21 protein-coding genes, 3 tRNA genes and 1 other RNA gene are annotated in these 24,507 nt (G+C 57.3%); 12 read left to right on the forward strand and 13 right to left on the reverse strand.

The window, feature by feature from the left end; translation table 11 throughout:
• Positions 1 to 89 precede the first annotated feature (89 nt).
• Complete coding sequence (aceE, locus tag ACMXX3_RS01245) at positions 90 to 2,801, reverse strand: pyruvate dehydrogenase (acetyl-transferring), homodimeric type (RefSeq protein ID WP_421082999.1); 2,712 nt, start codon at positions 2,799 to 2,801, stop codon at positions 90 to 92.
• Positions 2,802 to 3,184: 383 nt separating this feature from the next.
• On the opposite strand from aceE, the gene ACMXX3_RS01250 reads away from it, so the two are divergent.
• From ACMXX3_RS01250 to gndA, 4 genes are all read left to right on the forward strand, one after another.
• Positions 3,185 to 3,601, forward strand: coding sequence for a DUF3052 domain-containing protein (locus ACMXX3_RS01250; protein ID WP_421083000.1), 417 nt, complete (start codon positions 3,185 to 3,187; stop codon positions 3,599 to 3,601).
• Between the two features lie 252 nt (positions 3,602 to 3,853).
• Positions 3,854 to 3,926 (forward strand) — tRNA-Val (locus ACMXX3_RS01255).
• A gap of 129 nt (positions 3,927 to 4,055) precedes the next feature.
• A complete protein-coding gene (locus tag ACMXX3_RS01260; RefSeq protein WP_421083001.1) occupies positions 4,056 to 4,238 on the forward strand; it encodes a hypothetical protein in 183 nt (60 codons plus the stop codon).
• A gap of 100 nt (positions 4,239 to 4,338) precedes the next feature.
• The gene (gene gndA / locus ACMXX3_RS01265; protein ID WP_421083002.1) at positions 4,339 to 5,817 is read left to right on the forward strand and encodes an NADP-dependent phosphogluconate dehydrogenase; all 1,479 of its coding nucleotides are present in this window, start codon (positions 4,339 to 4,341) and stop codon (positions 5,815 to 5,817) included.
• A 69-nt stretch (positions 5,818 to 5,886) separates the two neighbouring features.
• Here the strand turns inward: gndA and epsC are convergent, their stop codons facing one another.
• From epsC to msrA, 3 genes are all read right to left on the reverse strand, one after another.
• Complete coding sequence (gene epsC, locus ACMXX3_RS01270) at positions 5,887 to 6,471, reverse strand: serine O-acetyltransferase EpsC (RefSeq protein WP_421083003.1); 585 nt, start codon at positions 6,469 to 6,471, stop codon at positions 5,887 to 5,889.
• A gap of 153 nt (positions 6,472 to 6,624) precedes the next feature.
• On the reverse strand, positions 6,625 to 7,560 hold the full coding sequence (gene cysK, locus ACMXX3_RS01275) for a cysteine synthase A (RefSeq protein ID WP_421083004.1): 936 nt from the start codon (positions 7,558 to 7,560) through the stop codon (positions 6,625 to 6,627).
• Between the two features lie 67 nt (positions 7,561 to 7,627).
• A complete protein-coding gene (gene msrA, locus ACMXX3_RS01280; RefSeq protein WP_421083005.1) occupies positions 7,628 to 8,152 on the reverse strand; it encodes a peptide-methionine (S)-S-oxide reductase MsrA in 525 nt (174 codons plus the stop codon).
• A 71-nt stretch (positions 8,153 to 8,223) separates the two neighbouring features.
• Here msrA and ACMXX3_RS01285 point away from each other — a divergent pair, with 71 nt between their 5' ends.
• Entirely contained in the window at positions 8,224 to 9,129 is a 906-nt protein-coding gene (locus ACMXX3_RS01285; protein ID WP_421083006.1) for a Nif3-like dinuclear metal center hexameric protein, read from the forward strand.
• Here the strand turns inward: ACMXX3_RS01285 and ACMXX3_RS01290 are convergent.
• Positions 9,126 to 9,902, reverse strand: coding sequence for a YaaA family protein (locus ACMXX3_RS01290; RefSeq protein WP_421083007.1), 777 nt, complete (start codon positions 9,900 to 9,902; stop codon positions 9,126 to 9,128). The two genes, ACMXX3_RS01285 and ACMXX3_RS01290, sit on opposite strands and share 4 nt — an antisense overlap.
• Positions 9,903 to 9,934: 32 nt before the next feature.
• Between ACMXX3_RS01290 and rnpB the strand changes: the two genes are divergently transcribed.
• An RNA gene (rnpB, locus tag ACMXX3_RS01295) (RNase P RNA component class A) lies at positions 9,935 to 10,291 on the forward strand.
• 294 nt (positions 10,292 to 10,585) lie between these two features.
• On the opposite strand, the gene def is transcribed toward rnpB, so the two are convergent.
• The 3 genes from def to orn all read right to left on the reverse strand — a co-directional run bounded on the left by def (position 10,586) and on the right by orn (position 12,158).
• Positions 10,586 to 11,158 (reverse strand): peptide deformylase, encoded by a 573-nt coding sequence (gene def, locus ACMXX3_RS01300; protein ID WP_421083008.1) that lies wholly within the window; start codon positions 11,156 to 11,158, stop codon positions 10,586 to 10,588.
• A gap of 85 nt (positions 11,159 to 11,243) precedes the next feature.
• Positions 11,244 to 11,316: transfer RNA gene (locus ACMXX3_RS01305), tRNA-His, on the reverse strand.
• Between the two features lie 215 nt (positions 11,317 to 11,531).
• On the reverse strand, positions 11,532 to 12,158 hold the full coding sequence (orn, locus tag ACMXX3_RS01310) for an oligoribonuclease (RefSeq protein ID WP_421083009.1): 627 nt from the start codon (positions 12,156 to 12,158) through the stop codon (positions 11,532 to 11,534).
• A gap of 133 nt (positions 12,159 to 12,291) precedes the next feature.
• Here orn and mptB point away from each other — a divergent pair, with 133 nt between their 5' ends.
• Entirely contained in the window at positions 12,292 to 13,866 is a 1,575-nt protein-coding gene (gene mptB / locus ACMXX3_RS01315; RefSeq protein WP_421083010.1) for a polyprenol phosphomannose-dependent alpha 1,6 mannosyltransferase MptB, read from the forward strand.
• Between the two features lie 77 nt (positions 13,867 to 13,943).
• Positions 13,944 to 14,016, forward strand: a tRNA-Arg gene (locus ACMXX3_RS01320).
• 286 nt (positions 14,017 to 14,302) lie between these two features.
• On the opposite strand, the gene ACMXX3_RS01325 is transcribed toward ACMXX3_RS01320, so the two are convergent.
• On the reverse strand, positions 14,303 to 14,704 hold the full coding sequence (locus tag ACMXX3_RS01325; protein ID WP_421083011.1) for a type II toxin-antitoxin system death-on-curing family toxin: 402 nt from the start codon (positions 14,702 to 14,704) through the stop codon (positions 14,303 to 14,305).
• A gap of 517 nt (positions 14,705 to 15,221) precedes the next feature.
• On the opposite strand from ACMXX3_RS01325, the gene ACMXX3_RS01330 reads away from it, so the two are divergent.
• A complete protein-coding gene (locus ACMXX3_RS01330) occupies positions 15,222 to 16,154 on the forward strand; it encodes a hypothetical protein (RefSeq protein WP_421083012.1) in 933 nt (310 codons plus the stop codon).
• Here the strand turns inward: ACMXX3_RS01330 and ACMXX3_RS01335 are convergent.
• Positions 16,151 to 16,693, reverse strand: a complete 543-nt coding sequence (locus ACMXX3_RS01335; RefSeq protein WP_421083013.1) for a DNA-3-methyladenine glycosylase I — start codon at positions 16,691 to 16,693, stop codon at positions 16,151 to 16,153. The two genes, ACMXX3_RS01330 and ACMXX3_RS01335, sit on opposite strands and share 4 nt — an antisense overlap.
• Before the next feature lie 330 nt (positions 16,694 to 17,023).
• On the opposite strand from ACMXX3_RS01335, the gene ACMXX3_RS01340 reads away from it, so the two are divergent.
• Together ACMXX3_RS01340 and ettA are read left to right on the forward strand one after the other, a co-directional pair.
• Positions 17,024 to 17,587 carry a single-stranded DNA-binding protein gene (locus ACMXX3_RS01340; protein WP_421083014.1) on the forward strand — a complete coding sequence of 188 codons (564 nt, stop codon included), beginning with the start codon at positions 17,024 to 17,026 and terminating at the stop codon, positions 17,585 to 17,587.
• 139 nt (positions 17,588 to 17,726) lie between these two features.
• The gene (gene ettA, locus ACMXX3_RS01345; protein ID WP_421083015.1) at positions 17,727 to 19,406 is read left to right on the forward strand and encodes an energy-dependent translational throttle protein EttA; all 1,680 of its coding nucleotides are present in this window, start codon (positions 17,727 to 17,729) and stop codon (positions 19,404 to 19,406) included.
• Between the two features lie 293 nt (positions 19,407 to 19,699).
• Here the strand turns inward: ettA and ACMXX3_RS01350 are convergent, their stop codons facing one another.
• Positions 19,700 to 20,596 (reverse strand): acyl-CoA thioesterase, encoded by an 897-nt coding sequence (locus ACMXX3_RS01350; protein ID WP_421083016.1) that lies wholly within the window; start codon positions 20,594 to 20,596, stop codon positions 19,700 to 19,702.
• A 75-nt stretch (positions 20,597 to 20,671) separates the two neighbouring features.
• Between ACMXX3_RS01350 and ACMXX3_RS01355 the strand changes: the two genes are divergently transcribed.
• The gene (locus ACMXX3_RS01355; RefSeq protein ID WP_421083017.1) at positions 20,672 to 21,361 is read left to right on the forward strand and encodes a hypothetical protein; all 690 of its coding nucleotides are present in this window, start codon (positions 20,672 to 20,674) and stop codon (positions 21,359 to 21,361) included.
• A gap of 79 nt (positions 21,362 to 21,440) precedes the next feature.
• On the opposite strand, the gene ACMXX3_RS01360 is transcribed toward ACMXX3_RS01355, so the two are convergent.
• A complete protein-coding gene (locus tag ACMXX3_RS01360; protein ID WP_421083018.1) occupies positions 21,441 to 21,902 on the reverse strand; it encodes a globin in 462 nt (153 codons plus the stop codon).
• Positions 21,903 to 21,950: 48 nt separating this feature from the next.
• Positions 21,951 to 24,488, reverse strand: a complete 2,538-nt coding sequence (gene pepN / locus ACMXX3_RS01365) for an aminopeptidase N (RefSeq protein WP_421083019.1) — start codon at positions 24,486 to 24,488, stop codon at positions 21,951 to 21,953.
• Between the last annotated feature and the right edge of the window lie 19 nt (positions 24,489 to 24,507).

Below are 24,507 nucleotides of genomic sequence, written 5' to 3' on the forward strand. Positions count from 1 at the left end.
CGCAGAACCCGCCCAGGGAGGGCAGTAGCAACACAACAGCCCCCGAGAATAACCTCGGGGGCTGTTGAGCACATCGGTGGAACTAGGCCTTAGGCGTCGCCACCTGCGGTACCTGAAGTACCGGCGTTGATGTTGTTGAGATCGTACTTCTCAAATGCCTTGGCAGGGGCATCGGCAGGAACTTCGCCCCGCTTGGCCAGCATCTGCAGGGTTCGGACGACGATGGACTCGGCGTCGATCTTGAAGAAGCGGCGGGCACCGGCGCGGGTGTCTGAGAAGCCGAAGCCATCTGCACCAAGGGTTGCGAATTCGTTGGGAACGAACTGGCGGATACCGTCCATGAGGTCGGTCTGGTAGTCAGACACAGCAACGATGGGGCCGGTTGCACCTTCCAGCTGCTGGGCAACGAAGGGGGTGCGGGGGGTGGCGGTCGGATCGTTGAGCAGTTCACGCTCAGCGGCCAGGCCGTCCCGACGCAGGTTGGTCCAGGAAGTAACAGACCAGACGTCGGCAGAAACGCCCCAGTCTTCAGCCAGCAGGCGCTGGGCTTCTTCTGCCCAGGGAACTGCTACACCGGAGGCAAGAATCTGGGCGCGGGGGCCGTCGTTCTTGGCTTCGCTGTAGCGGTAGATACCGCCGAGAAGGCCGTCAACGTCGAGGTTTTCAGGCTCTGCAGGGTGCTGAATGGGCTCGTTGTAGACGGTGATGTAGTACATCACGTTGTGGTCTTCGTCCTTGGTGCCGTACATGTGCTCGATACCGCGCTTGACGATGTGGCCAATTTCGTAACCGAAAGCAGGATCGTAGTGGATCACTGCGGGGTTGGTACCAGCCAGGATCGGTGAGTGGCCATCTGCGTGCTGCAGGCCTTCACCGGTCAGGGTGGTGCGGCCAGCGGTTGCACCCATGATGAAACCGCGGGTCAGCTGGTCGCCGGCAGCCCAGAAGGCGTCACCGGTGCGCTGGAAGCCAAACATGGAGTAGAAGATGTAGACCGGGATCATGGGCTCGCCGTGGGTGTCGTAGGAGGTACCTACGGCGGTGAAGGCAGCGGTACCGCCAGCTTCGTTAATGCCCACGTGGATGATCTTGCCCTCGGGTGATTCCTTGTAGGCCAGCATGAGTTCACGGTCAACTGCCAGGTAGTTCTGGCCGTTGGGGTTGTAAATCTTGGCGGTGGGGAAGTAGGAGTCCATACCGAAGGTACGGGCTTCATCGGGGATGATGGGCACGATACGGTGGCCGAAGTCCTTCTCCCGCATGAGGTCCTTGAGCAGACGCACGAAGGTCATGGTGGTTGCAGCCATCTGCTTACCGGTGCCCTTGAAGGCGCCCTTGTAGGCCTTGTCGGAGGGCAGGGTAATTTCGGGCTGGGTGTTCTTGCGGGAGGGGACGAAGCCGCCCAGTTCCTCACGGCGGGCCATGAGGTACTTGTATTCCTCAGAGTCCTTACCGGGGTGGTAGTAGGGCGGGTTGTAGAGGTCCTTCTCCAGCTCTTCATCAGAGATGGGGATCCGCAGGTGGTCGCGGAACTGCTTGAGGTCCTCCATGGACAGCTTCTTCATCTGGTGGGTGGCGTTGCGGGCCTCGAAGGAGGCACCCAGGCCGTAACCCTTAACAGACTGGGCAAGGACGACGGTGGGCTGGCCCTTGTGCTCAACAGCTGCCTTGAAGGCGGAGTAGACCTTGTGGTAGTCGTGGGCACCGCGCTTCATAGCCCAGATCTCGTCGTCGGTCATGTCGGCGACGAGTTCCTTGGTTTCGGGGGTCTGGCCGAAGAAGTGTTCGCGGATGAAGCCGCCGGACTCAGCCTTGTAGGTCTGGTAGTCGCCGTCGCGGGTTTCGTTCATGATACGGACGAGCTCGCCGGTCTTATCCTTCTCGAGCAGGGCGTCCCATTCGCGGCCCCAGAGGACCTTGATGACGTTCCAGCCAGCGCCACGGAAGAAGGCTTCGAGTTCCTGAACGATCTTGCCGTTACCGCGGACGGGGCCGTCCAGTCGCTGCAGGTTGCAGTTCACAACGAAGGTGAGGTTATCCAGCTTGTCGTTGGCAGCCAGCTGCAGGGCACCGCGTGACTCGGGCTCGTCCATTTCGCCGTCGCCCAGGAAGGCCCAAACATGCTGCTGGGAGGTGTCCTTGATACCGCGGTTATGCAGGTACTTGTTGAACTGGGCCTGGTGGATAGCGTTCAGGGGGCCAAGGCCCATTGAAACGGTGGGGAACTGCCAGAAATCAGGCAGGTTCCGGGGGTGGGGGTAGGAGGGCAGGTGGTTGCCTTCCTTGGTCTTTTCCTGGCGGAAGCCGTCGAGCTGCTCTTCGGTAATACGGCCTTCGAGGAAGGCGCGGGCGTAGTTACCGGGGGAGGAGTGGCCCTGGAAGAAGATCTGGTCGCCGCCGCCGGGGTGGTTGCGGCCGCGGAAGAAGTGGTTGAAACCTACCTCGTAGAGGGTTGCTACGCCGGCGTATGAAGAAATGTGGCCGCCAACGCCGATGGTTGCCTTCTGGGCGCGCTGGACCATCATGGCTGCATTCCAGCGAAGCATTGCGCGGTAACGACGTTCAATCTGCTCGTCGCCAGGGTATTCAGGTTCCTGGTCGACGGGGATGGTGTTGACGTAGTCAGTGGTGGTCACCATGGGGACGGTGATGGACTTCTGACCTGCTCGCTGCATGAGGGAGCGGACGATGAACTGCGCACGTTCGGTTCCGTGGGCCTCGACGAGGTCATCGAAGGATTCAATCCACTCGCTGGTCTCTTCGGGGTCGGTGTCGGTGAAGCTGTTGGTCAGTGCGCTCAAAACGTGATCGTTCGTTTCTGAGGGTCCCACTAGTCAACCTCTCTTTGTTGTTGGGTGGTCACCGGCGGGCCTGTGGGGCTGTGCCGATGAATGATGTTTTTGCCTTATGGTGGCGTGGTTGGTGCGACCTTAAGACACTCACCCTCTATGTTGTCATAAACAGCCCTCTGATAGGTGCCCTACTGATGGTTTGTGGGTGTGAAATAGCCGTCACTTGCCGGGCCATTTTCTGCTGGCGAAATTTTGGGGGTGTTTTGCCCGTGTTCTGTTGATTTAGGGCGGGTGAGGGTGTTCAGTAGGTAATAACTGAGCTGGGTGATGAGCCCACCGGCTGGGTGGGATCTCACCCTTGTTGTTATGTAGAGATATTTTGGAGGACGCGTTTGGACGCCAGTGCTGCCACTAATCAGAGTGTCGGTTCCCGGCTGGGTTTCACTCAAGGAGACCTGGTTCAGGAGTTTGGCTATGACGACGATGTTGATTTTGATCTGAGGGACTCAATCGAGGATTTTCTTGACACTGAGTTACTGGATGAGGATGACCAAGAAGTTGTGGATGCGGCCCTGTTGTGGTGGCGGTCTGACGACGGGGATTTGGTCGATGGTCTTGTCGATGTGCTTGCGACCCTGGATGAAGGGGGAGTGGTATGGCTTCTGACCCCCAAGAATGGTCGTGACGGCTATGTTCCTCCTGTGGAGATTCAGGAGGCGGCCCCTCTTGCTGGTTTGCATATGACAACTACCGCTGCCCTGTCGGCTGACTGGGCTGCCCACCGCCTGGTGATGAAGCAAGGTAAGTAGGCCTAAGGACGAACCCCGCCCGGTAATTCGGGCGGGGTTTGGTTCTGTTTGGGGGTGGGTAGGAAGTTTTTTGAAATTTTTTCAAAAAAATTATTACCCCTAGTCAGGGCAGTAATTTTACCTTCTAGCTACCTGTTTATCGGTGGAAAATGGCCGATTTTGCCCCCTGAAGGGCCATTTTCGATTTGCGCCTGAGCTCTGCAGTGCGTAGAGTATTACCTGTTGCCGCGAGAGATAACGCGGAGACAACATGGGTCTTTAGCTCAGCTGGTAGAGCGCCACGTTTACACCGTGGATGTCATCGGTTCGATCCCGGTAGGACCCACCGATTCAGCCCCGCACCTCGGTGTGGGGCTTTTTCGTATCTGTCTCCCAGCTTCCCGCCTTTTGCCCCTAAACTATGAAAGGGGCGCACAGCGTCCTGAACCTCTCCCAAGATCTCCCAAAGGCACCAATGCACAAGAACTTTAAGCCCCGAAATTTCACAGCTGTTTTCCTGTCGGTTACCTGGTTTCTCCTGTCAATCTTCTTCATCACCCAGGGAACCTATGTAACCATGTGGACTATTTTTGCCGCCCTGGCTGGGGTCATCGGGGCAGCTGCCCTCTGGGTGCTCTTCACCGACACCTACGAATAAGCCCATTGCCTGAAACCGGCCTTCCCAACATATGAGAGATTAGGGGCTTCTCAAGGGCTCAAGGAGCGGAAACCAGATCAACCAGCGTAGTCTTTAAGGCATGACTGAAAACAATACTGCCCGCAAGGCACAGATTGGTGTCACCGGCCTGGCCGTCATGGGTGCAAACCTCGCCCGTAACCTGGCCCGCAACGGCTACACCGTCGCTCTGCACAACCGTTCCGTTGAAAAGACCGATGCCCTGCTTGAAGCCCACGGCGATGAAGGCGACTTTATCCGCACCGAAACCCTGCAGGAACTCGTTGACTCCCTCGAATCCCCCCGCCGCATCCTGATTATGGTCAAGGCTGGCGGCCCCGTTGACGCAGTCATCGACCAGCTTTCCCCCCTCCTGGACGAGGGCGACGTCATCATTGATGGCGGCAACTCCCACTTCCCCGACACCATCCGCCGCGAACGCGCCTGCGCTGAAAAGGGCCTGCACTTTGTTGGCATCGGTGTCTCAGGTGGCGAAGAGGGCGCCCTGAACGGCCCCTCCATCATGCCCGGTGGCTCAGCCAAGTCCTACGAGTCCCTCGGCCCCCTGCTTGAGAAAATCTCAGCTAAGGCCCCCAACGGAGATCCCTGCTGCGCCTGGATCTCAACCGACGGTGCCGGCCACTTCGTTAAGATGGTCCACAACGGTATTGAATACGCTGACATGCAGGTCATCGGTGAAGCCTACGACCTGCTCCGCACTGTTGCCGGGGTAGAACCTGCTGAACAGGCTGAAATCTTCAAGCGCTGGAACACCACCGACCTGAACTCCTACCTCATTGAAATCACCGCTGAGGTCCTAGCCCAGGTGGACGCCAAGACCGGCAAGCCCCTAGTCGATGTCATCGTTGATGAGGCAGGTCAGAAGGGTACCGGCCGCTGGACCGTCCAGGCTGCCCTGGAACTCGGTGCCCCCGTCTCCGGTATCGCAGAATCTGTCTTCGCCCGTGCCCTTTCTTCCGGCAACCCCGAAGCCCGCACCCAGGCCCAGGAAGAACTACCCGCCGGCCTGATTGCAACCACCGCTGTTGCTAACGGCGATGAAGAGTTTATCGAGGACGTCCGCAAGGCCCTCTTTGCTTCCAAGCTGGTCTCCTACGCCCAGGGCCTCGACATGCTGGCCAAGGCCGGCGACGAGTACGGCTGGGACCTGAAGCTCGACGTCATTGCCGGTCTATGGCGGGCAGGCTGCATTATTCGCGCAGAACTGCTGGGCGAAATCATGGAAGCCTACAAGAACGAAACCCCCGCCAACATGCTGCTGGCCCCCGGCTTCAAGAAGCTCATGGAAGAACTCGTCCCCTCCTGGCGTCGCGTGGTTGCCAAGGCAACCGCTGAGGGCGTGCCCGTCCCGGTCTTCGCCTCCTCCTTGAGCTACTACGATGGCCTGCGTCGCAAGCGCCTGCCCGCTGCCCTCATTCAGGGCCAGCGTGACTTCTTCGGCGCCCACACCTACGGTCGCGTGGATTCAGAAGGCATGTGGCACACCGAGTGGAGTGGTGACCGCAGCGAAATCAACGCTGAAGACTCCCACACCCACTAAGTCTCACCCAGGCTAAAAGAAGGACCGGCTCAAGAGAGCCGGTCCTTTCTTCTATTTGAGGTTGCGGAACTAGATCCACATGGTCGGATCGACGTACTCAACGGCATCGACCAGGGGCTTTTTATTCTCTGGAGTTCGAGGACGTGAGCGGGCCGGGATACCCGTAATAATGGAATCCTCGGGGTGGTCATGGACGACCACTGAATTACCACCAATGGCAGAATCTGCGCCAATCATCACCGGGCCCAAAACCTTAGCCCCGGCTCCAATCGTCACCCGGTCGCCAATGGTAGGGTGGCGTTTACCCTTCTCCAGGGAACGGCCCCCCAGGGTCACCCCGTGATAGAGCATGACGTCATCGCCAATTTCGGCAGTTTCACCAATCACAACACCCATACCGTGATCGATAAAGAAACGACGGCCAATGGTGGCCCCCGGGTGGATCTCAACCCCGGTTAGGAAGCGGGCAAACTGGCTGAGCGTCCTAGCCAGGGTCTTGGTGGAATCTTTCTGCCACAGGCGGTGGGCCAGGCGGTGGGCCCACACCGCATGCATACCCGAGTAGTTGATGAGGATTTCAAGATCTCCGCGGGCAGCGGGGTCGTGGGATCGGACGGTTTCAATGTCCTCCCTTAAACGCTGACGAAAACTCATGTGTTAGTCCCTTCCTGGCAGTTTCCTTGGCCTTACCCTAACCCTAACCAAACTTGATTCGCCCCTATTCCCGGAGCAGGGTGCGTCCTCAAAAATAAAGCAAAAACACAGGCACCCCGGCTGCAGGGTGCCTGTGCTCAAGAATCAGTGGACTTAGCCGCGGATATCCTCGTAGAGCAGGGTGGAGATGTAACGCTCACCGAAGTCGGGAACAACGGCGACAATCAGCTTGCCTGCGTTCTCGCTCTTCTTAGCCTCTTCCAGGGCTGCCCAAACAGCTGCACCGGAGGAGATACCGCCCAGGATACCCTCTTCGGTGCCCAGCTTGCGGGCGGTGGCTACAGCATCATCAATGGCGACGTCGGTGACGGCGTCGTAGATGTCGCGGTTGAGGGTGTCGGGGACGAAGTTAGCGCCCAGGCCCTGGATCTTGTGGGGGCCAGCCTTACCCTCGGTCAGCAGTGGGGAGTCCTTGGGCTCTACGGCAACAACCTTGATGTTAGGGTTCTGTTCCTTGAGGTACTTGCCGGTACCTGAGACGGTACCGCCGGTGCCAACACCTGCAACGAAGATGTCAATCTTACCCTCGGTTGCTTCCCAGACCTCGGGGCCGGTGGTCTTGTAGTGGATCTCGGGGTTAGCCTCGTTGGAGAACTGGGAAGCCAAAATAGCGTTCTCGGTGGAAGCTACGATTTCCTTGGCCTTCTCAACTGCGCCGCGCATACCCTCAGAACCGGGGGTCAGTACGATTTCAGCCCCGTAGGCGCGCAGCATGACGCGACGCTCGTTGCTCATGGTTTCGGGCATGGTCAGGATAACCTTGTAGCCGCGGGCTGCACCCACCATAGCCAGGGCGATACCGGTGTTACCGGAGGTGCCTTCAACGATGGTGCCACCGGGCTTCAGGGCACCGGACTTCTCAGCGGCGTCAATGATGGCTACGCCAATGCGGTCCTTGACGGAGTTGGCGGGGTTGTAGAATTCCAGCTTGACTGCGACGTTGCCGGGCAGGTCAGCGTCCAGGCGGTTGAGGCGGACGATGGGGGTGCGGCCGACAACTTCGGTGATGTTGTTGTAGAGGGGGCTCATGGCTATCCTTCAATTTCTGGGGAAAGTAATTGGTTGTTCTCTAGTTTAGGGGAGAGGGGACAGGACCTTAAACCTTAAGAAACCTGGCGTAATGTTGCCTGGTCTTAGCCAGCTTGGGGTTGATAACAGCCATGCAGTAGCCCTGGTAGGGATTCAGGCCATAGTAGTTCTGGTGGTAGCTCTCAGCCTCATAGAAAGGGCCCAGGGGTTCGACCACCGTGACAATGGGCTGGTCCCATAGCTGCTGGGCCCGGTCTATGGCAGCTTCAAAGAGGGCCTTCTGCTCCTCGTCCTCGTAGTAGAGGGCCGAACGGTACTGGGAACCGGCGTCCGCCCCCTGACGATCCCAGCTGGTGGGATCGTGCGAGGTGAAGAAGATATCGAGCACGGTGTCGGCAGGAATGACGGACTCATCGAACTCGACCTTGACCACTTCAACATGGCCGGTGCTGCCTGAACAGACCTCCCGGTAGGTGGGGTTTACCGTACGACCCCCGGTATAGCCGCTGATACTTGCAGTGATTCCTTCAAACTGGCGGTATACGGCGTCAATGCACCAAAAACAGCCGCCACCCACAACAAAACTTTGCATGTCAGATACAAGCCAGGCAGTGGGCTTTTTATTCCCGCTCAGGCGAAGAAGGTTCGTGAAAGAATAGGGGCATGACTGAATCCACCTCTTCCAAGTCCCCAACCCTCGCGGACGTCCTGACTGCTTTTCACGAGTTATTCCCGCCTGCCCTTGCCGAGTCCTGGGACTCCGTCGGCCTTGTCGTGGGCCGCCAGAATGCCCGAGTTAGCCGCGTAGGGTTTGCCGTGGACGCAACTGTCGCAACCGCCCGAGAAGCAGCAGACCGGGGGGCAGGCCTTCTGATTACCCACCACCCCCTGCTCCTGCGCGGGGCCTCCTTCCTGCCCGATACCGACTACAAGGGCGAAATCGTCCACACCCTGATAGAAGCCGGCTGCGGCCTACTGGGGGCCCACACCAACGTCGACTCGGCCCCCCACGGCACGAACCACATCTTCATGGAAAAACTCGGAATCACCGAAACCGACATCCTCACCGGGGCGCAAACAACGCAGATTGAAGGTAAGGACGTCTGCGTCGGCATCGGTCGAGTTGGCCAGCTGCCTGCCCCCGTCAGCCTCAAAGAACTGGCAGAAAAAATTGCAGAGTTTTTGCCCGCTACAGCCGGCGGGCTACGCATCGCCGGACGGGCTGACCAACAAGTGCAAAAAATTGCCCTCTGCACCGGGGCAGGGGACTCCCTCTTCGGGGAAGCTCGGGCATCTGGTGCAGACGTTTATATCACCGCTGATCTGCGCCACCACCCCGCCTCAGAAGCTAGGGAACAGGCGCTCATCAGTGGAGGTACCCCGGCTCTGATTGACTGCTCCCACTACGCCAGCGAATGGCTCTGGATGGACGGAGCAGCCCGGCTACTTACCGAAAAGCTCGCAGAACGGGGTTTCGGAGTCGAAACCTACGTCTCGACCCTCAACACCGACCCCTGGGATTTCACCGTTTCAACCGGGCAGGTAGAAGGCTCAGCCTCCACCCGCTAGGGACGCTCCTCCCTCACCAGAAGAGTCAGAGTACCCGGCTTCTTCTCGGTGGGGGAGAGCAACTCCACTTCAAAGCCGGGGGAAAGAGCCTCAACCAGCTCACCGGCGTCCTCAATACCGGTCAAATTCTCCTGCACCAGATAGCGGCCCAACAGACCCCGATAATGCTTAGCCATGTGTGAAACCACCTTGCGGCTACCGTCAGCAGCAACCTTCTCAACCCGCACCAGCAGGTGGCGCTGCGAGGCGGGCGTCCACGCCTTCGCATAGGCAGCAGAGCGGCCATCCACCACCAGCTGATCCCCGGCTAACTCATCTAAGGGGCGCTTGAGCTCGCCCTTCCAAAACTTAGCTAAATCACCGATCTCACCCAGCTTGGTGCCCATTGACAGGCGGTAGGCTGGAATCCTATCCGACAGAGTCACCGCACCCCAAGCCGCAGAAATCACCACCACAGCCCTATCAGCCCGTGCCCGGGCGTCCTCACTCAAAGAGCCGTAGCCAAAAGCCTCAAACAAGACACCTGAATACACCTCAGAAGCAGGAGCCACAGGCTCCGACCACAAACGGGTATTCCTCTCAACCTCAGCCACCAGCGACGGGCCCACCTTCAAAAGCTGCCCAGCATCGGGTAAGCCACTGACCCGCACCAGCTCATCCACCACAGCCTCACGAGCCCCCGTCAACTCAGGAGCCACCAGCTCACCCAACTCAACCCCAGCACCAGATGTGGCAGGAGTCTTACCCTCAGACGGCGGAAACAAAATCAACATACCCACCAGTGTAGTAAAGTAGAACCCCAGAACGGGACGCCCAGGCAATCGCGCGACAACACAGTCTCGAGGAAAGTCCGGGCTCCACAGCACAGGGTGGTCGATAACATCGACTCAAGGTAACTTGCAGGCCAGTGCCACAGAAAACAAACCGCCCCACCACGGGGTAAGGGTGAAAAGGTGAGGTAAAAGCTCACCAGTACCGCAGGCGACTACGGTAGCTCGGTAAACCCCACCCGGAGCAAGGTCAAACAGGGCGCGTTAGTAACTAGTGCGGTGAAGCGCCCGGGTAGGCCGCTCGAACCCGCCGGCAACGACGGGTCTAGATGGATGATTGCCACCTGCCCAGAGGGTAGGTACAGAACCCGGCTTATCGGGCGTCCCGTTCTTTTAGATTTAAGCGGTTTGCGCCGGGTTCTGCGGTTCGCTGGCGCTCACCGATTCAGCGCCTTTTTTGTTTTCCTCGCGCGCTCGGAAAAAGGCGCTTCATCCCAGGCTTACAGGGGCGTCCGGTTCTCTCACAAGGCTTTGCTCTAGTTTGCGCTTTCGGCTTTCTAGACGCGCCTTGCCGACAACCGCTCTTGCTGGCTCGCAGAGCTCGCTCAGCAATTCACCGCCAGCCCCGATCCACGTCGGCATTCGGCGCGTCCTTCCAGGCCTCAGCTTCGCTGCGTCTCGTGCCCCTAGTGCCCGAAGGGGTCAGGGTCAACACCCGGCATCCAGGTATTCCCCTCGGCGGTCCACCCCTCAGCCTTCACAACCTTCTTGTACTTCTTGCTGTACTTGGCGTTCAGACGATTTACATACAGCTTGCCGTCCAAATGATCAGTTTCGTGCTGCATGACGCGGGCAAACCAGCCGGTTGCCTCAAACCTCAGCGGCTTACCCTCACCATCAAAACCATTCACAGTGACCCAATCAGCGCGCTTCAGAGGGAAAGAATAGCCAGGGAAAGACAGACAACCCTCAACCTCATCATAGGGATCAGGATCAGCCGTCGAAATCTTACCCAAAGTCAAAACAGGGTTCACCACCACACCCAGCGGGGGAACGCCGTCCTCATTCTCAAACTTATAGGTAAACAGGCGCAGACCAACACCAACCTGGGGTGCAGCCAGGCCCACACCGTTCGAGACCTCCTGCGTCTCATACATATCATCAATGAGCTGACGCAACTCATCATTAAACTCCGTCACAGGAGCAGCAGGCTTATGCAAAACCGGGTTACCGTGAATCACGATCGGAAGGACAGCCATCCCAAGGTCCCTTTCTCCAGGAAAACATCACACGACAAAACAAAAGGGCCGCTACGATAAAAACCGTAGCGACCCTTTCACTCGGGGTGATCGACGGGGGTTGAACCCGCGACCTCCTGGACCACAACCAGGCGCTCTGCCAACTGAGCTACGACCACCATGTTCGCAAAACATCCCAACTCATGAGTTAGTTCGTTTTGGCAACAGGTAATACCTTACACGCACATTTGTCAGCTCGCAAATCGAATCAGGCCAAAAGGTTGTGATGGTGCCCACTAAGGCTGATTAGCTGCGTTTTCCGCCCAGAGAACCACCATCGAAACCGACTGGCAAACAGGCAGATAGCCGCCGCCCGTCCGTCCTGCCGCAAGCATTAGGCAGGATTAATCACCTGGCGGGTTTCAGCAACCTGCTGGGCTACCTTCTGGCAGTCAGAGCTATCAGGGCCGGGGGAGGGAACAAAGACCGTGCCCCGGTAATAGCGCAACTCATCAATCGAATCCTGAATATCGCCCAAAGCCCGGTGGTTACCAGTCTTGGCCGGGGCGTTATAGGTCGCTTTCTCAAACCAGCGGCGGGAAAGCTCCTTAATGGTGGACACATCAATGACCCGGTAGTGCAAGTAGTCAACCAGCTCGGGCATATCCCGCACCAAAAAAGTCTTGTCAGTGCCCACCGAGTTTCCACCCAGAACAGCCTTACGCGGCTCCGGCACCCACTGCTTCACATAATCGAGCACTAACTTCTGGGCCTCGGCCAGGGTGGTGCCACCCTCAAGGTCATCAAGCAGGCCAGAAACAGTGTGCATATTCCGCACAAAATCATCCATCTGCTCTAAGGCCTCAGGCTCAGGCTTGATAACGACGTCCACGCCATCACCCAAAATATTCAGGTCGCCATCCGTCACCAGCGCTGCTACCTCGATCAGGGCGTCCCTCTCAAGAGACAGGCCCGTCATCTCACAATCAATCCATACGATACGTTCATTTGAAATAGACACAGAACAAATCTACCCCGGAATTGGCCCTCTGTGCTGTCACCTACCCAACAGAAGGGCAAGCCCTACAAGGGCTGGCGGGACCTGAGCTGGCGGTAGAATCAGAGGTACCTAAAGAGTTACGACCAGGAGCAATATGAGTCCCAGAACCCAGGGTGGTGAGCCGGCCAAGCGGGCACAACACCACTACACTCCCCGCACCGCCTCCTACGTCATGGGAAGCCCCCTACGCACCCTGATTTTTGGCACCGTGGGCTCCCTGCTCATCATGTTCGCGTCTTTCGGCGTGGGCTGGCTGGCTGATGCCTCTCCCTTCCGGCGGGTTGAATGGATTATTCCCCTACGCTACACAGCCTCGGGGATTATCACCTGCATCATCCTTTTAGTGGTTGGTGCCATGATGATGTGCCGCGAATGGCTGCGCATGGTGCAGAAACTCGTAGTGTGGGATGACCGAGCCAAGAAATGGGCGACGGCTGCAGCAATATGCTGGATCACCCCTCAACTTTTTGCCTTCCCCCTCTATAGCCGGGACGTCTTCTCCTACTTTGCCCAGGGGCGCGTCATGGCCTCGGGCCTGAACCCCTACGACTACGGGGTCTCATACGTCAACAATTTCTTCCAATACGGGGCAGATCAGATGTGGTCTGAATCAGCTCCGCCCTACGGACCCCTCTTCCTCGTTATTGAGAAATGGGTAGCCCAACTGGCCGGTGACTCGGTTGACGTGGCCCTTTACCTTTTTAGGGTAGTTGCCCTCATCGGTGTTGCCCTCATCGCCTGGTATGTACCGAAACTCGCTGACCTGCACGGCATTAACGGGGCAAGAGCCAACTGGCTGGTCGTAGCTAACCCCCTGTTTATCGCAGCCTTCGTCACTTCATCCCATAACGATGCCCTGATGACCGGTCTCATTCTTGCCGGGGTCTACCATGCAGCTGCCCGCCGCGATACAGCAGGTGGCCTCATCGGTATCGGCCTGGTGACAGCAGCAATCGCCGTGAAGCCCATTGCCCTGGTAGCCCTGCCCTTTATCGGTCTTTTCTGGGCAGGACGCGGCGCCTCCTGGCCCCGTAAGTTTGTGTACTGGGCTCTGACCCTGGGGATTTCTATGGGTATCTTGGCAGTGATGGGCTGGATAACCGGCCTCGGCTTTGGCTGGATCGGGGCCCTCGCTACCACCGGCGGCCAGTTCATCTGGTTCACCCCCGTCGGGTTTATTGGTATTCAGCTCAACCAGGTATTGGTATCCCTAACTGGCGATAACGGTTTCGCCAACGGAGTGCGTGATACCTTCTTCAGCTTGAGCAAACTGGTGGGCATGGGTCTTGCAGTTTTCATCATGTTCAAGGGTAAGGACGAAGACCTGATCCGCAGAACTGGCCTGGCAATTGCCATGGTGGTAGTCTGTTCGCCCATGCTGCAGTCCTGGTACTTGCTGTGGTTTATCCCGCTTTTGGTAGTCGCGGGAATCCGCACTGACTGGCAACTGGACTTCTACTTCCTCACCACCATGTTTTTTGTGATGTATGCAGTGTCTGACCAGCTGGCTGTCTCGCCCTACCTTGAAAATTTTGACCAGAATATGGGTCGCCTCATTGCAGCTGTCCTCAGCCTGGCCTATGCTTTCTGGCTCGTGTGCTTTGACCCCGCAACCCGTAGAGTTCTACGCCGCGCCCAGCGGTCATCAGCCTACGGGGTTAGTATCTAAAGGACGTCCGCTGGGGGCGGGCGGGGCTACAACTTTTGCCCGGTGCCGAGATAGTAGATAAGATAGGAAGGCAGCTGGCCTCAGTAGCTCAGTGGATAGAGCAGGAGCCTTCTAATCTCTTGGTCGGGGGTTCGACTCCCTCCTGGGGCGCTCACAATATAAACCCGTCTTACCTCGTCGAAACAGGGGTAGGGCGGGTTTTTTCATGCCCAAAAACGGCCCCGTGATACTCCTGTGATACTCGTTTGCCCAGTAAGTCAGTATCACGGCGGGCTTCGGGTGTCCCCTGCTGCGGGCCGGGCTTCGAGGTGCGGGCGGGGGGATACGCGTAGGGTCTCGGTCTTATCCTGCTACGGGGCCAGTGCTGGCTGGTGGTGCTCATGGTCCCCAGACTGACAGGGTCAGCGCAGACGGGCGAGGGCGGGCACCGGTTGGTCTAGCGCTGTGAGCTGTGAGGTGTCGCCCACTGTTCGAGCTGCTGGGCTATCTGCTCAAAGGTCAGTGAGTGCTCTGCTACCTGAACAACAAACTGTGCTTGCTCGTTATCTTCAAGCACCTCTAGGGGGAGAATATCCCAACCATTCAAATACATGAACAGGACTGTGCAGGTGTAGGCGGTGCGCTTGTTGCCGTCCGTAAAAGGGTGATTCTGTACCAGCCCCTCTAGGAGGGCTGCGGCTTTGTTGAAGATGCCGGGGTAAAGTTCGTGCCCTGCGTAGCTGGTGGCAGGGCGGGCTAGGGCGCTCTCTAACAGATGCTCCCCACCGGGTTTGAGGCGTTGGCCCGGTGCTAGGCGGGCGTGTACTGCTAGGGCCTCAGATAGGGCTACATACCGCATAGGGGCGGGCCGGTGCGCTACTGGGTAGCCAGGATAGCGTTTACACCCTCTAGACGGTCAAGGACGGTTTCTAGCGCGTCCTGGAAGTCCTGGGCGGCGGCTTCGGTTTCGTGAGCGGTTGCGGTCATGGTGGGGGCGCTCCTTTCCCTGTTGGTCTGCTGGTGTGGGTTAAGCCTAGCGTTAAGGGCGGGGCGGTGGCTAGGTGCTCGTGGTGTGTCTGCGAGCGCTCGCAAATGGTGGGGGTCTGCTGCTCTACTCGTTGCGGGGCAGGCCGGTTACTTACGTTTCTAGTTTCACCTGTTTTTGGTGTCTTTGTGTGCGCCCTTATAAGGTAAGGGGAAGACCGCGGCCTTTGAATTCAGCTTGCATTTTTCAGGGCCTTGCTTTGGCGTCACTGATAGATTCAGCAAACTTCTGGTTCTGGTAGGCCGGGCCCAGTTAGTTTGGGCATATGGGTGGTGAGGAGGGAGCTCCCAGCATTTTCACATATCAACCCTCTCTGGCTATCATGGTGACCATGACCACGCAGGAAAATAAGCGAGCCCTTGCCCAGACTTTCAGCTGGAAGCCAACCCGCCGCACAGCCCTCAAGGCAACCGGACTCGGAGTCTTGACCCTGCCCGTCCTCGCCGCCTGCTCTCCCTCCACCACTCTAGGTACCCAGCTCACAGCAGCCGGTGAAGAACATACCAACGACAGTGCAGACCACGACATCAATGAGGCCTTGGACGCGCTGGAAGTCGAACACGGTATCACCATCAGTCTTGCGGTCTGGGACCATGCCTCAGAAAAGCTCTTTCTCCATAAGGGCAACGAATGGACCTACGAGGCCTCTATCGTCAAAGTGCCCATCTCTCTTACACTTCTTCGGAAAACCGCCTTTGAACAGAGGCCCCTCACCGAGGACGAAAAAAACCTGATCGAAGCGTCGATCACATACTCAGATAACCCATCAACAAGCGAAATCTTCCGCCGTATTGGAAGTTACGATGCTACCGATGTTGCTGCAAGTTCAGCTTCCATCAACAAAACCTATGAACTTCTTGGGCTGGCCAACACCCAGATGGGAGATACCTGGGGTAACAACCAGGCCTGGGCTGAAGACCAATTAGCGATTATGCGTTCTATTGTCGACACCGTTGAATGGGTTAACGTTAGTGACGCCCAGTTCCTGCTTGAAAAGATGATTCCCCTGGACTGGTCCCAAACCTGGGGTATTGGGTCCCTGCACCACGCTGCACCTGAAGGGGAAGAGATTTTTGATATCTCCGTTAAAAACGGCTGGATCCAAGATGAAACTGGGGCTTGGCACATCAACTCGGTGGGAGTCGTCCGCACTGACCAGGTCACCTACTCAATCGCCCTTCTCACAAAAGGCCACCAAGATCAGCAATCTGGTTTTGATGTAGCATCACAAGCTATTCAGGCCTATTTCAATCACAAGGGTTAATTTTCGTAATTTTCCCACCGAATATACCCTGCAGCCTGAGCCAAAGCTGAACACACCACCGGACCTACTCTCACTAATCCCGCTGCTTTGAGGGATTGAGAAACAGAATCCGTAGCAGCAGTACGCACAGGCATCTCCTCATGTGGTGGAATCAAAATAGTGTGAGGAATGGCCTCACCAAGCACCCTGCACAGGGATATGGATTTCTCTGTCATCATGCGAGCGTTATGAACCACGGCCCGAATTTTTGACGAATTTCTGATTCCCCCTTGAGCCTGCATCACCTGTTCACAGTCAAAGGGGGTCATGGCTGCGACTGTAGGGATTTCAAAATTGAAAAATTGAGATTTGAGAACCTCTCGCTTCTTAAGGACTACCTCCCAGGGGAGGCCGTTCTGAAAAATGAGTAAGCAAAGGTGCTCAAATAGGTCTTGGTCTGTTCGGGGCACCATCTGCCATTCTGTCTCCCAATAGGCTTGGGAGGCAGGTCCGCGGACCCACGAGGGCCGGGGATAGTGAGTGGGGTTTTCGGTGAGCATCAGAGCCTTCCTTTCGTTTTCACCTTGCACCTGCCAGTTTGTTGAGTGGTCTGAGGGCACGCTGAGAAGCAACTGGTCTCCTGGCAGGGGTCATTGACTGGGGGACGGCTTTAGTCTAGAGAGCTCCACACCGATAGGCCATGGGTGTTGATAAGTGGGTGAAGGCACTGCGTCATAAAGTGGGCAGCTCCACCAATTTTGCCAAGCCTGTGCTTGTGACTAGGTAAAAGGCGGTGGACTTCTTTCCCCAGCCACCCAAAAACTTTTCAAGCAGACTGTCTGCGATAACTATGGAATCACCTTATTCACCCCACGAGACAGGAGATTCCCATGTCCGATACCGTCACTATCCGAGGCTTCATCGCCACTGCCCCCACCCAGAAGTACCTACCAGGAGGCAATATCCCGGTCACTAACTTTCGGGTAGCTTCAACTCCACGGTGGTTCGATGCAGCGAGCGGCACCTGGAGGGAAGGCAATACCAACTGGTATAACGTCAATGCTTTCCGCTCTTTAGCACATAACGGTGCCCGAAGCCTTCATGTAGGGCAGCCCGTCCTGGTTACTGGCCGTCTTAAAATTAAGCAGTTTGATCGGGCGGACGGCACTACGGGAACGAGCATCGACATCGATGCCTCAGCTATCGGCCATGACCTCAACTATGGGATTGCAGGGTTTACCCGCATCTCAGATCGGAAACCCGAGGTTGACGACACCGACCGAAAATTCAATGAACAGGTACACGGTGATTTCCCTGGAACCCAGGCTAACTCCGAGTCTGGATCTGCCGAGGAGACTATCAATGTCGAAACCGGTGAGATCGTGTCGTCTCAACAGCCGGGTCATGGGCTCATTGAGCAAGAGGACGAGGCCGTGGTGGCCATGACCTCTTAGGGCATGAGATGGGCTGAGCGGTACACCTCATGCGAGCATCTGCTCATGACGCGAGGAGCAGGGCAAACTCACACAAAATCTTTGCCCTGCTCCTACAACCTGGCCCATAGTAGTGCGAGAAACCGGTAGGCTTAACCGCATGGCAGAATTTATTTACACTATGACTAAGGCCCGCAAAACTGTGGGCGATAAGGTCATCCTCAACGACGTGTCCATGTCGTTCTTCCCCGGTGCGAAGATCGGTATGGTTGGCCCTAACGGTGCCGGTAAGTCAACCATTCTGAAAATCATGGCGGGCCTGGATACCCCCTCCAACGGTGAAGCTCGACTTTCAGATGGCTACACTGTGGGTATCCTCATGCAGGAGCCCCCGCTTAATGAAGAAAAGACCGTCCTGGGCAACGTCCAGGAAGGCGTTGGCGAAATCTACGAAAAGATTGTTCGCTACAACGAAATTTCTGAAGAAATGGCGAACCCTGACGCAGACTTCGACGCCCTGATGGAAGAAATGGGCAAGCTCCAGGAAGCTATCGACGCCGCCAACGCTTGGGACATCGATTCCCAGCTCGAACAGGCTATGGACGCCCTGCGTTGCCCTCCCGGTGACTCACCCGTGACCCATCTCTCCGGTGGTGAGCGCCGTCGTGTTGCCCTTTGTAAGCTCCTGCTCCAGAAGCCCGACCTGCTCCTGCTCGATGAGCCCACCAACCACCTGGACGCTGAATCCGTCCTCTGGCTGGAACAGCACCTGCAGTCCTATGAGGGTGCAGTTATTGCTATTACCCACGACCGCTACTTCCTTGATCACGTTGCAGAATGGATTGCAGAAGTAGACCGTGGCAACCTCTACCCCTACGAGGGCAACTACTCCACCTACCTTGACAAGAAGCGGGCCCGCCTCGAAGTTCAGGGTAAGAAGGACGCTAAGCTCGCTAAGCGCCTGGAAGAAGAGCTCGATTGGGTTCGTTCTAACGCTAAGGGTCGCCAGGCTAAGTCAAAGGCCCGTTTGGCCCGCTACGAGGAAATGGCTGCTGAGGCTGAGAAGACCCGTAAGTTGGATTTCGAAGAGATCCAGATTCCTCCGGGGCCCCGCCTGGGTAATGTTGTGATTGAGGCTGAGAACCTGCAGAAGGGTTTCGACGGTCGTTCCTTGATCAACGGCCTTTCCTTCTCCCTGCCTCGCAACGGCATCGTGGGTGTCATCGGCCCCAACGGCGTTGGTAAGTCAACCCTTTTCAAGACCATCGTTGGCCTTGAACCTCTTGACGGTGGCTCCCTTAAGGTTGGTGAAACAGTCAAGATTTCTTACGTTGACCAGAACCGCGCCAACATCGACCCTGAAAAGTCACTGTGGGAAGTAGTTTCAGACGGCTTGGATTACATCCAGGTTGGCCAGGTTGAAATGCCTTCTCGTGCCTATGTTTCTGCTTTCGGCTTTAAGGGTCCTGACCAGCAGAAGAAGGCCGGTGTGCTTTCAGGTGGTGAGCGCAACCGCCTGAACCTAGCCCTGACCCTGAAGCAGGGTGGCAACCTGCTCCTGCTTGACGAACCGACTAACGATTTGGACGTCGAGACCCTGGCCTCCCTTGAAAACGCCCTGCTGGAATTCCCCGGATGTGCTGTTGTCGTTTCCCACGACCGTTGGTTCCTCGACCGAGTAGCTACCCATATTTTGGCTTGGGAAGGTACCGATGAGAAGCCTGATAACTGGTACTGGTTCGAGGGTAACTTCGAGTCTTACGAGAAGAACAAGGTTGAGCGTCTTGGCCCTGAAGCAGCTAAGCCGCACCGCGTTGTTCACCGCAAGCTAACGCGATGAGCTAGCCGGGTGCGAGCGCGCGAGCACTTAAGAGGCGAGCGAATCGGATGCGATGAGCGGAAGCGAATTCTATAAGCTAGCCGGGTGCGAGCGCGCGAGCACTTAAGAGGCGAGCGAATCGGATGCGATGAGCGGAAGCGAATTCTATAAGCTAGCCGGGTGCGAGCGCGCGAGCACGCAAGAGCCTAGGGCTGCAGCAGTGAGCTTGTAGTTTTAGCTCTGGCTGTTTGCTTGACCTCATGAAAAATCCCTCCTGCCGGTAGCGGCGGGAGGGATTTGCTTTTCCGGCTCTTTTACTGGTCGCGGAACTCTGGAAGGCGGATCATGGCCTCCTGGGTGACTGTGGCCACGTGCAGGCCATCTCGGGTATAAATCTTGCCTACTGACAGGCCACGGGAATCTTGGGCGCTGGGTGACTCTTGGACGAGTAAGAGCCATTCATCTGCCCTGGCGGGGCGGTGGAACCAGATGGCGTGGTCGAGGGAGGCAACCTTCATTCCCGGTTCCAGCCAGGACCTGCCATGCTTGCGCAGTACCGGCTCTAGCTGGGTGTAGTCAGATGCGTAGGCGATGGAGGCTTGATGGATGACGGGGTCATCCGGTAATTGTTCGAAGGTTTTAAACCAGACCATGTTGACCGGTTCTTTCTCTTGCCCTGGTTCTAGGTAGACGGGGGCATTCACATGACGGACGTCGAAGGGGCGGGTAAAGGCTACTTTTTGGGCGATAGGGTAAGGCAGGTGGCCCAGGAGTTCGGCGGCTGTGGGCAGTTCCTCTGGTGGGGTTAGATTTTCTGGCATCGGTGAACCGTGGTCGAGTCCCCTTGCCGGTGACTGGAAGGAGGCAATACAGGAGAATATAGGTAAGCCACCCTGATATGCCTGGACCCTGCGGGTTGCAAAGGACCTGGCTTCGTTGAGGGTTTCGGCCCCGTAGGAGAGGTCAGTATCAACGTCGCCTGGCCGAAGAAAATAGCCGTGGACTGAGTGCAGAACCTTACCCTCGACCGTCCTTGCTGCTGCCATGAGGGCTTGGGCGAGCACCTGCCCACCAAAGATACGGGGGGATTCCCGGGTGAGGGTCACTGCATTGAAGACTTGCTCGTGGGCGGACGCACCCCCACCTTGAATATCTAACATGGCAAGCAGTTTTTGGGTGGGGGAGAGGTTCTCATCTGTAGTCTGACTCATGGTTCCACTTTCTCATATCTGGGCTATGGTTAGGTGGTAGAGAAGTCATAAATGAAATGAAAAGAGTAACCTCACATGAGTTCGCCTGATTCGGCTCTGCCCGTACCCTTCCTGCACCTTCCTGATGCTGCAAGTGCCCGTGATCTGGCAACCTTCCTGACTCGAGCTAAACAGATTGATCCTCAGGCCGCCGTGCGCCTGCAGGCTACAGGGTCGGTATTGGGGGTTTATGTTCCTGTGCTGGTCCCTGACGATTTGCTGGACTCTACCCCTACTATTTTGGGTCTGAGGGCCCTGAACCTCGCTGCCCCGGCTGAGGTCGATACCGTTGTTGAGGCAGCTGCCCTGCTGGACCGTCTGGCCCGGATCGAAGACGCTGGGCTCAAACTGGCCCTTCCCCCGGTGACTGTTACAACCCCGTGGGCTGGGGTTGCCCCACCCCGGTCGGGTTGGGTGAAGCAGGGTTTTTACCTTTCGGACGACGCCCGGGCTGCCGCAGCTGCTGGGATTGCGGCGGTCGATAGTGCCCTGCCTGTGAATCCCGGCCACGCAGTTGTGAGCACCGTGCGCTCTCGAATCTGGTCTTCTCCGCTTGCTACCCCGGACGCCCACATTCAGTTGCCCACAGGTGTTGCCTTTGCCCTTGAAGTCTTGGGCTTTTTACCTCCGCGGGCTACAGAACCTATGCAGGTCTTTTCTTCAGGCTCGTGGGCCCGTATTTCAGCCCGGGCCGGGCATGTGCTCGTCCGTACTAGCGCCCTGTAAGTCCGCAAGAAAAATCAGACAAACACACTGCGGCCCCGCCCATCGAAAAGTGGGCGGGGTCTTGCTGAACATAAAGGAGTTACTGGGCTCGGTTTTGCATGGCGTGGGCGGCGCGGTCAAAGTAGGCCCACATTTCTGCATCATGGAGGGGCGAAAGGTCTAGGGTGTCCATGGCTTCCCGCATGTATTTAAGCCAGGTATCCCTTTCCCGGGGGCCAATATAGAAGGGGTTGTGCCGCATTCTCAGGCGTGGGTGGCCGCGTTCAGCCTGGTAGGTTTTAGGCCCGCCCCAGTATTGTTCCAAGAACATGAAGAGGCGGCGTTCAGCAGGGCCTAAATCTTCTTCAGGGTACATGGCTCTGAACTCCGGATCCTTGGCTACCCGGGTGTAAAACTCCCGGCATAACTGCTCAAAAACCGGCCTGCCACCTACCTGGTAGTAGAAACTACGCTCATCGATTACGTCATCGCCGGTAGAATTCTGGACGCTTGCCCCACCGGGCGCAGAAAGGGGGCGGAAGGCTGGATTGGGTAAATTCATACCCTCCAGTCTACTCCCGCCCCCAAGGTTATCGGTGGTCAGGAACCTTTATAGGTCAGCTGCCTGAACCTTGAGTGCCCGGGCTAGGGCGTCGCGTCCTTCGGCCACCTGCCGCTGCAGGGCAGCAGCGTCCTCAGGCAGGGAGGCTAGGTAGGTCTCGGCCTTATCCAGGACCTCTTGAGTGTAGAAGCGGGGGAAGAGCCCGCTAATAATCTGGCTTGAGATCTCGTGGGAGCGCTCGCGCCAAACACCCTCAATAGCTTCAAAATAGCGGTCAATGTAGGGTTCTGAGAACTCCGGGCCACCGCGATAGAAACCAAGAATGGCTGAGCGTTGAACAATGTTGGAGAGTTCACCGGTCTCCACCACTGCCCGCCAGGTCTCTGCCTTAGCCTCAGCGGTGGGGATAGCAGCCTTGGCAGTGGCTGCTGCCTGCTGGCCGTTGGAGGTGTTGTCCTCAGCCAGGGCAGCGTCGATATCGGACGTAGAACGACGGCCGCCGGCAGCCAGGGACCCCAGCAGGTTCCAGCGCAAATCGGTATCAACCGTCAGACCGTCAAGGGTAATTTCACCGGCGACCAGGGCTTCAATGGCATCGAGCTGGCTATCGGTGTGGGCCAGGCGGGCAAAGGTACCTACCAGCTGGAACTGGTTATCGGAGCCAGCTTCGGCAGCCTGGGCCAGGGCCCAGATACGGTCAGCTGCTTCAGCCCGCACGGTTTTAGCATGGGCAGGGTTCAGATATGCCCGCAGGACGGTTTCAAAGTTCAGCAACTGGGTTCGGACGGCAGTGGAATTGGTTTCCGCGCCGATATTGTTGAGAACCAGTTCAACGAACTGGCGGGCAGGCATTTCCGCATCACGAACCGTATCCCAGAGGGAACCCCAGACGACCCCGCGGGCAACGGAGGAGTCAATGGCGCCCAGGTGGGAAACCGCTGTGGCCCGGGAGCGCTCGTCCAAACGAATCTTGGCATAGGCCAGATCTTCATCATTGACCAGAATCAAATCAGGACGCTTGGCTCCAACGGCCATGGGAACCTCAGTTACCTCGCCGTCCACATCAATTTCAAGACGTTCAGTGCGGGTTAGCACCTCACCGTCCAGGTTGTAGAAGCCAATAACCAGGCGGTGGGGGCGCAGGGTTTCGTAGCCCTCAGCGAATGACTGACGCAGGGCCAGGCGGGTGATGGTGCCGTCCTCAGCCTCATCCACCTCGGTGGTGAGGGTATTGACCCCGGCAGTTTCCAGCCAGAGCTTAGACCAGGCGCGCACGTCGCGTCCGCTGGTTGCCTCAAGCTCATCGAGCAGGTCATCAAGCACTGTATTGCCGTAGGCGTGCTTGTCGAAGTAGACCTTGAGTGCTGCCATGAAGTTCTCCTGGCCGACCCAGGCCACCAGCTGGCGCAGTACGGAAGCGCCCTTGGCGTAGGTAATGCCGTCAAAGTTGACCTGAACGTCCTGAAGGTCGCGAATCGGGGCCACAATGGGGTGGGTGGACGAGAGCTGGTCCTGGTTGTAGGCCCAGGTCTTTTCGGAGGCTGAGAAGGTAGCCCAGGCCTCGGGGGCAAACCGGGTGTTCTCGGCAGCGGCCAGGGTCGACATGAACTCGGCAAAAGACTCGTTAAGCCAGAGATCATTCCACCACTTCATGGTCACCAGGTCACCAAACCACATGTGAGCCAATTCGTGCAGGACGGTAATCGCCCGGCGCTCAATAATGGCCTCAGTGACCTTAGAACGGAAAATGTAGTTTTCCAGGAAGGTCACAGCACCGGCGTTCTCCATAGCACCGGCATTGAACTCGGGTACAAAGAGCTGGTCGTACTTCTCAAAGGGGTAGGGGGTTGAGAACTGGTCTTCAAAGAACTCGAAACCCTGGCGGGTAATGTGGAAAATCTCGTCAGCGTCCAAGTACTCCATCAGCGATTTACGGGCATAGCAGCCCAGCTTAACCTCACGGCCCTCACTGTTGGTCAACGATGAATGAACGGAATCGTAGGGGCCAGCAATAATCGCAGTGATATAGGACGAGATACGCGGAGTCGGCTTGAAATGCCAGACCTTGCCGCCCTCAACGTCCTCAACCGACGTTTCAGGCTGGTTCGACACCACTACCCAGTGGGCAGGGGCCGTCACAATAAACTCAAATTCAGCCTTCAAATCAGGCTGCTCAAAGACCGGGTAGACCCGGCGGGAATCCGGCACCTCAAACTGGGAGTAGAGGTAGACCTCACCGTCCACAGGGTCCACAAAGCGGTGCAGGCCCTCACCGGTGTTGGTGTAGAGCATATCTGCATCAATCACCAGTTCATTACGCTCAGCCAAGGCGGGCAAAGCAATGCGCACACCATCGGCGTTCTCAACAGGAACCGGCTCACCATTGAGCTCAATCGACCGGACGGAATCGGTAATCGCATCAATAAAGGTTTCCGCCCCAGCAACAGCATCAAAACGAATCACAGTCTTGGAACCGAAGACGCGCTCGCCGCGGGTCAGGTCCAACTCAACCTTGTAGGATTCAACGCGCTGAATAACAGCGGCACGGGCCTCAGCCTCAGCGCGGGTCAAATTCATTCCGGGCATGGAAGTCCTTACACTCAAA

The sequence above is a fragment of the Rothia nasimurium genome, from assembly GCF_049068285.1.
Taxonomy (GTDB): domain Bacteria; phylum Actinomycetota; class Actinomycetes; order Actinomycetales; family Micrococcaceae; genus Rothia; species Rothia nasimurium_I.

What these genes read in the sequence shown, in the direction of transcription:
- ACMXX3_RS01340 (WP_421083014.1), top strand. Translation starts at nt 17,024, where the DNA reads ATGTCCGATACCGTCACTATCCGAGGCTTCATCGCCACTGCCCCCACC.
- ACMXX3_RS01330 (WP_421083012.1), top strand. Translation starts at nt 15,222, where the DNA reads ATGACCACGCAGGAAAATAAGCGAGCCCTTGCCCAGACTTTCAGCTGG.
- ACMXX3_RS01360 (WP_421083018.1), bottom strand. Translation starts at nt 21,902, where the DNA reads ATGAATTTACCCAATCCAGCCTTCCGCCCCCTTTCTGCGCCCGGTGGG.
- ACMXX3_RS01350 (WP_421083016.1), bottom strand. Translation starts at nt 20,596, where the DNA reads ATGAGTCAGACTACAGATGAGAACCTCTCCCCCACCCAAAAACTGCTT.
- epsC (WP_421083003.1), bottom strand. Translation starts at nt 6,471, where the DNA reads ATGAGTTTTCGTCAGCGTTTAAGGGAGGACATTGAAACCGTCCGATCC.
- def (WP_421083008.1), bottom strand. Translation starts at nt 11,158, where the DNA reads ATGGCTGTCCTTCCGATCGTGATTCACGGTAACCCGGTTTTGCATAAG.
- ettA (WP_421083015.1), top strand. Translation starts at nt 17,727, where the DNA reads ATGGCAGAATTTATTTACACTATGACTAAGGCCCGCAAAACTGTGGGC.
- cysK (WP_421083004.1), bottom strand. Translation starts at nt 7,560, where the DNA reads ATGAGCCCCCTCTACAACAACATCACCGAAGTTGTCGGCCGCACCCCC.
- msrA (WP_421083005.1), bottom strand. Translation starts at nt 8,152, where the DNA reads ATGCAAAGTTTTGTTGTGGGTGGCGGCTGTTTTTGGTGCATTGACGCC.
- ACMXX3_RS01285 (WP_421083006.1), top strand. Translation starts at nt 8,224, where the DNA reads ATGACTGAATCCACCTCTTCCAAGTCCCCAACCCTCGCGGACGTCCTG.
- ACMXX3_RS01335 (WP_421083013.1), bottom strand. Translation starts at nt 16,693, where the DNA reads ATGCTCACCGAAAACCCCACTCACTATCCCCGGCCCTCGTGGGTCCGC.
- ACMXX3_RS01355 (WP_421083017.1), top strand. Translation starts at nt 20,672, where the DNA reads ATGAGTTCGCCTGATTCGGCTCTGCCCGTACCCTTCCTGCACCTTCCT.
- pepN (WP_421083019.1), bottom strand. Translation starts at nt 24,488, where the DNA reads ATGCCCGGAATGAATTTGACCCGCGCTGAGGCTGAGGCCCGTGCCGCT.
- ACMXX3_RS01260 (WP_421083001.1), top strand. Translation starts at nt 4,056, where the DNA reads ATGCACAAGAACTTTAAGCCCCGAAATTTCACAGCTGTTTTCCTGTCG.
- ACMXX3_RS01290 (WP_421083007.1), bottom strand. Translation starts at nt 9,902, where the DNA reads ATGTTGATTTTGTTTCCGCCGTCTGAGGGTAAGACTCCTGCCACATCT.
- gndA (WP_421083002.1), top strand. Translation starts at nt 4,339, where the DNA reads ATGACTGAAAACAATACTGCCCGCAAGGCACAGATTGGTGTCACCGGC.
- mptB (WP_421083010.1), top strand. Translation starts at nt 12,292, where the DNA reads ATGAGTCCCAGAACCCAGGGTGGTGAGCCGGCCAAGCGGGCACAACAC.
- ACMXX3_RS01325 (WP_421083011.1), bottom strand. Translation starts at nt 14,704, where the DNA reads ATGCGGTATGTAGCCCTATCTGAGGCCCTAGCAGTACACGCCCGCCTA.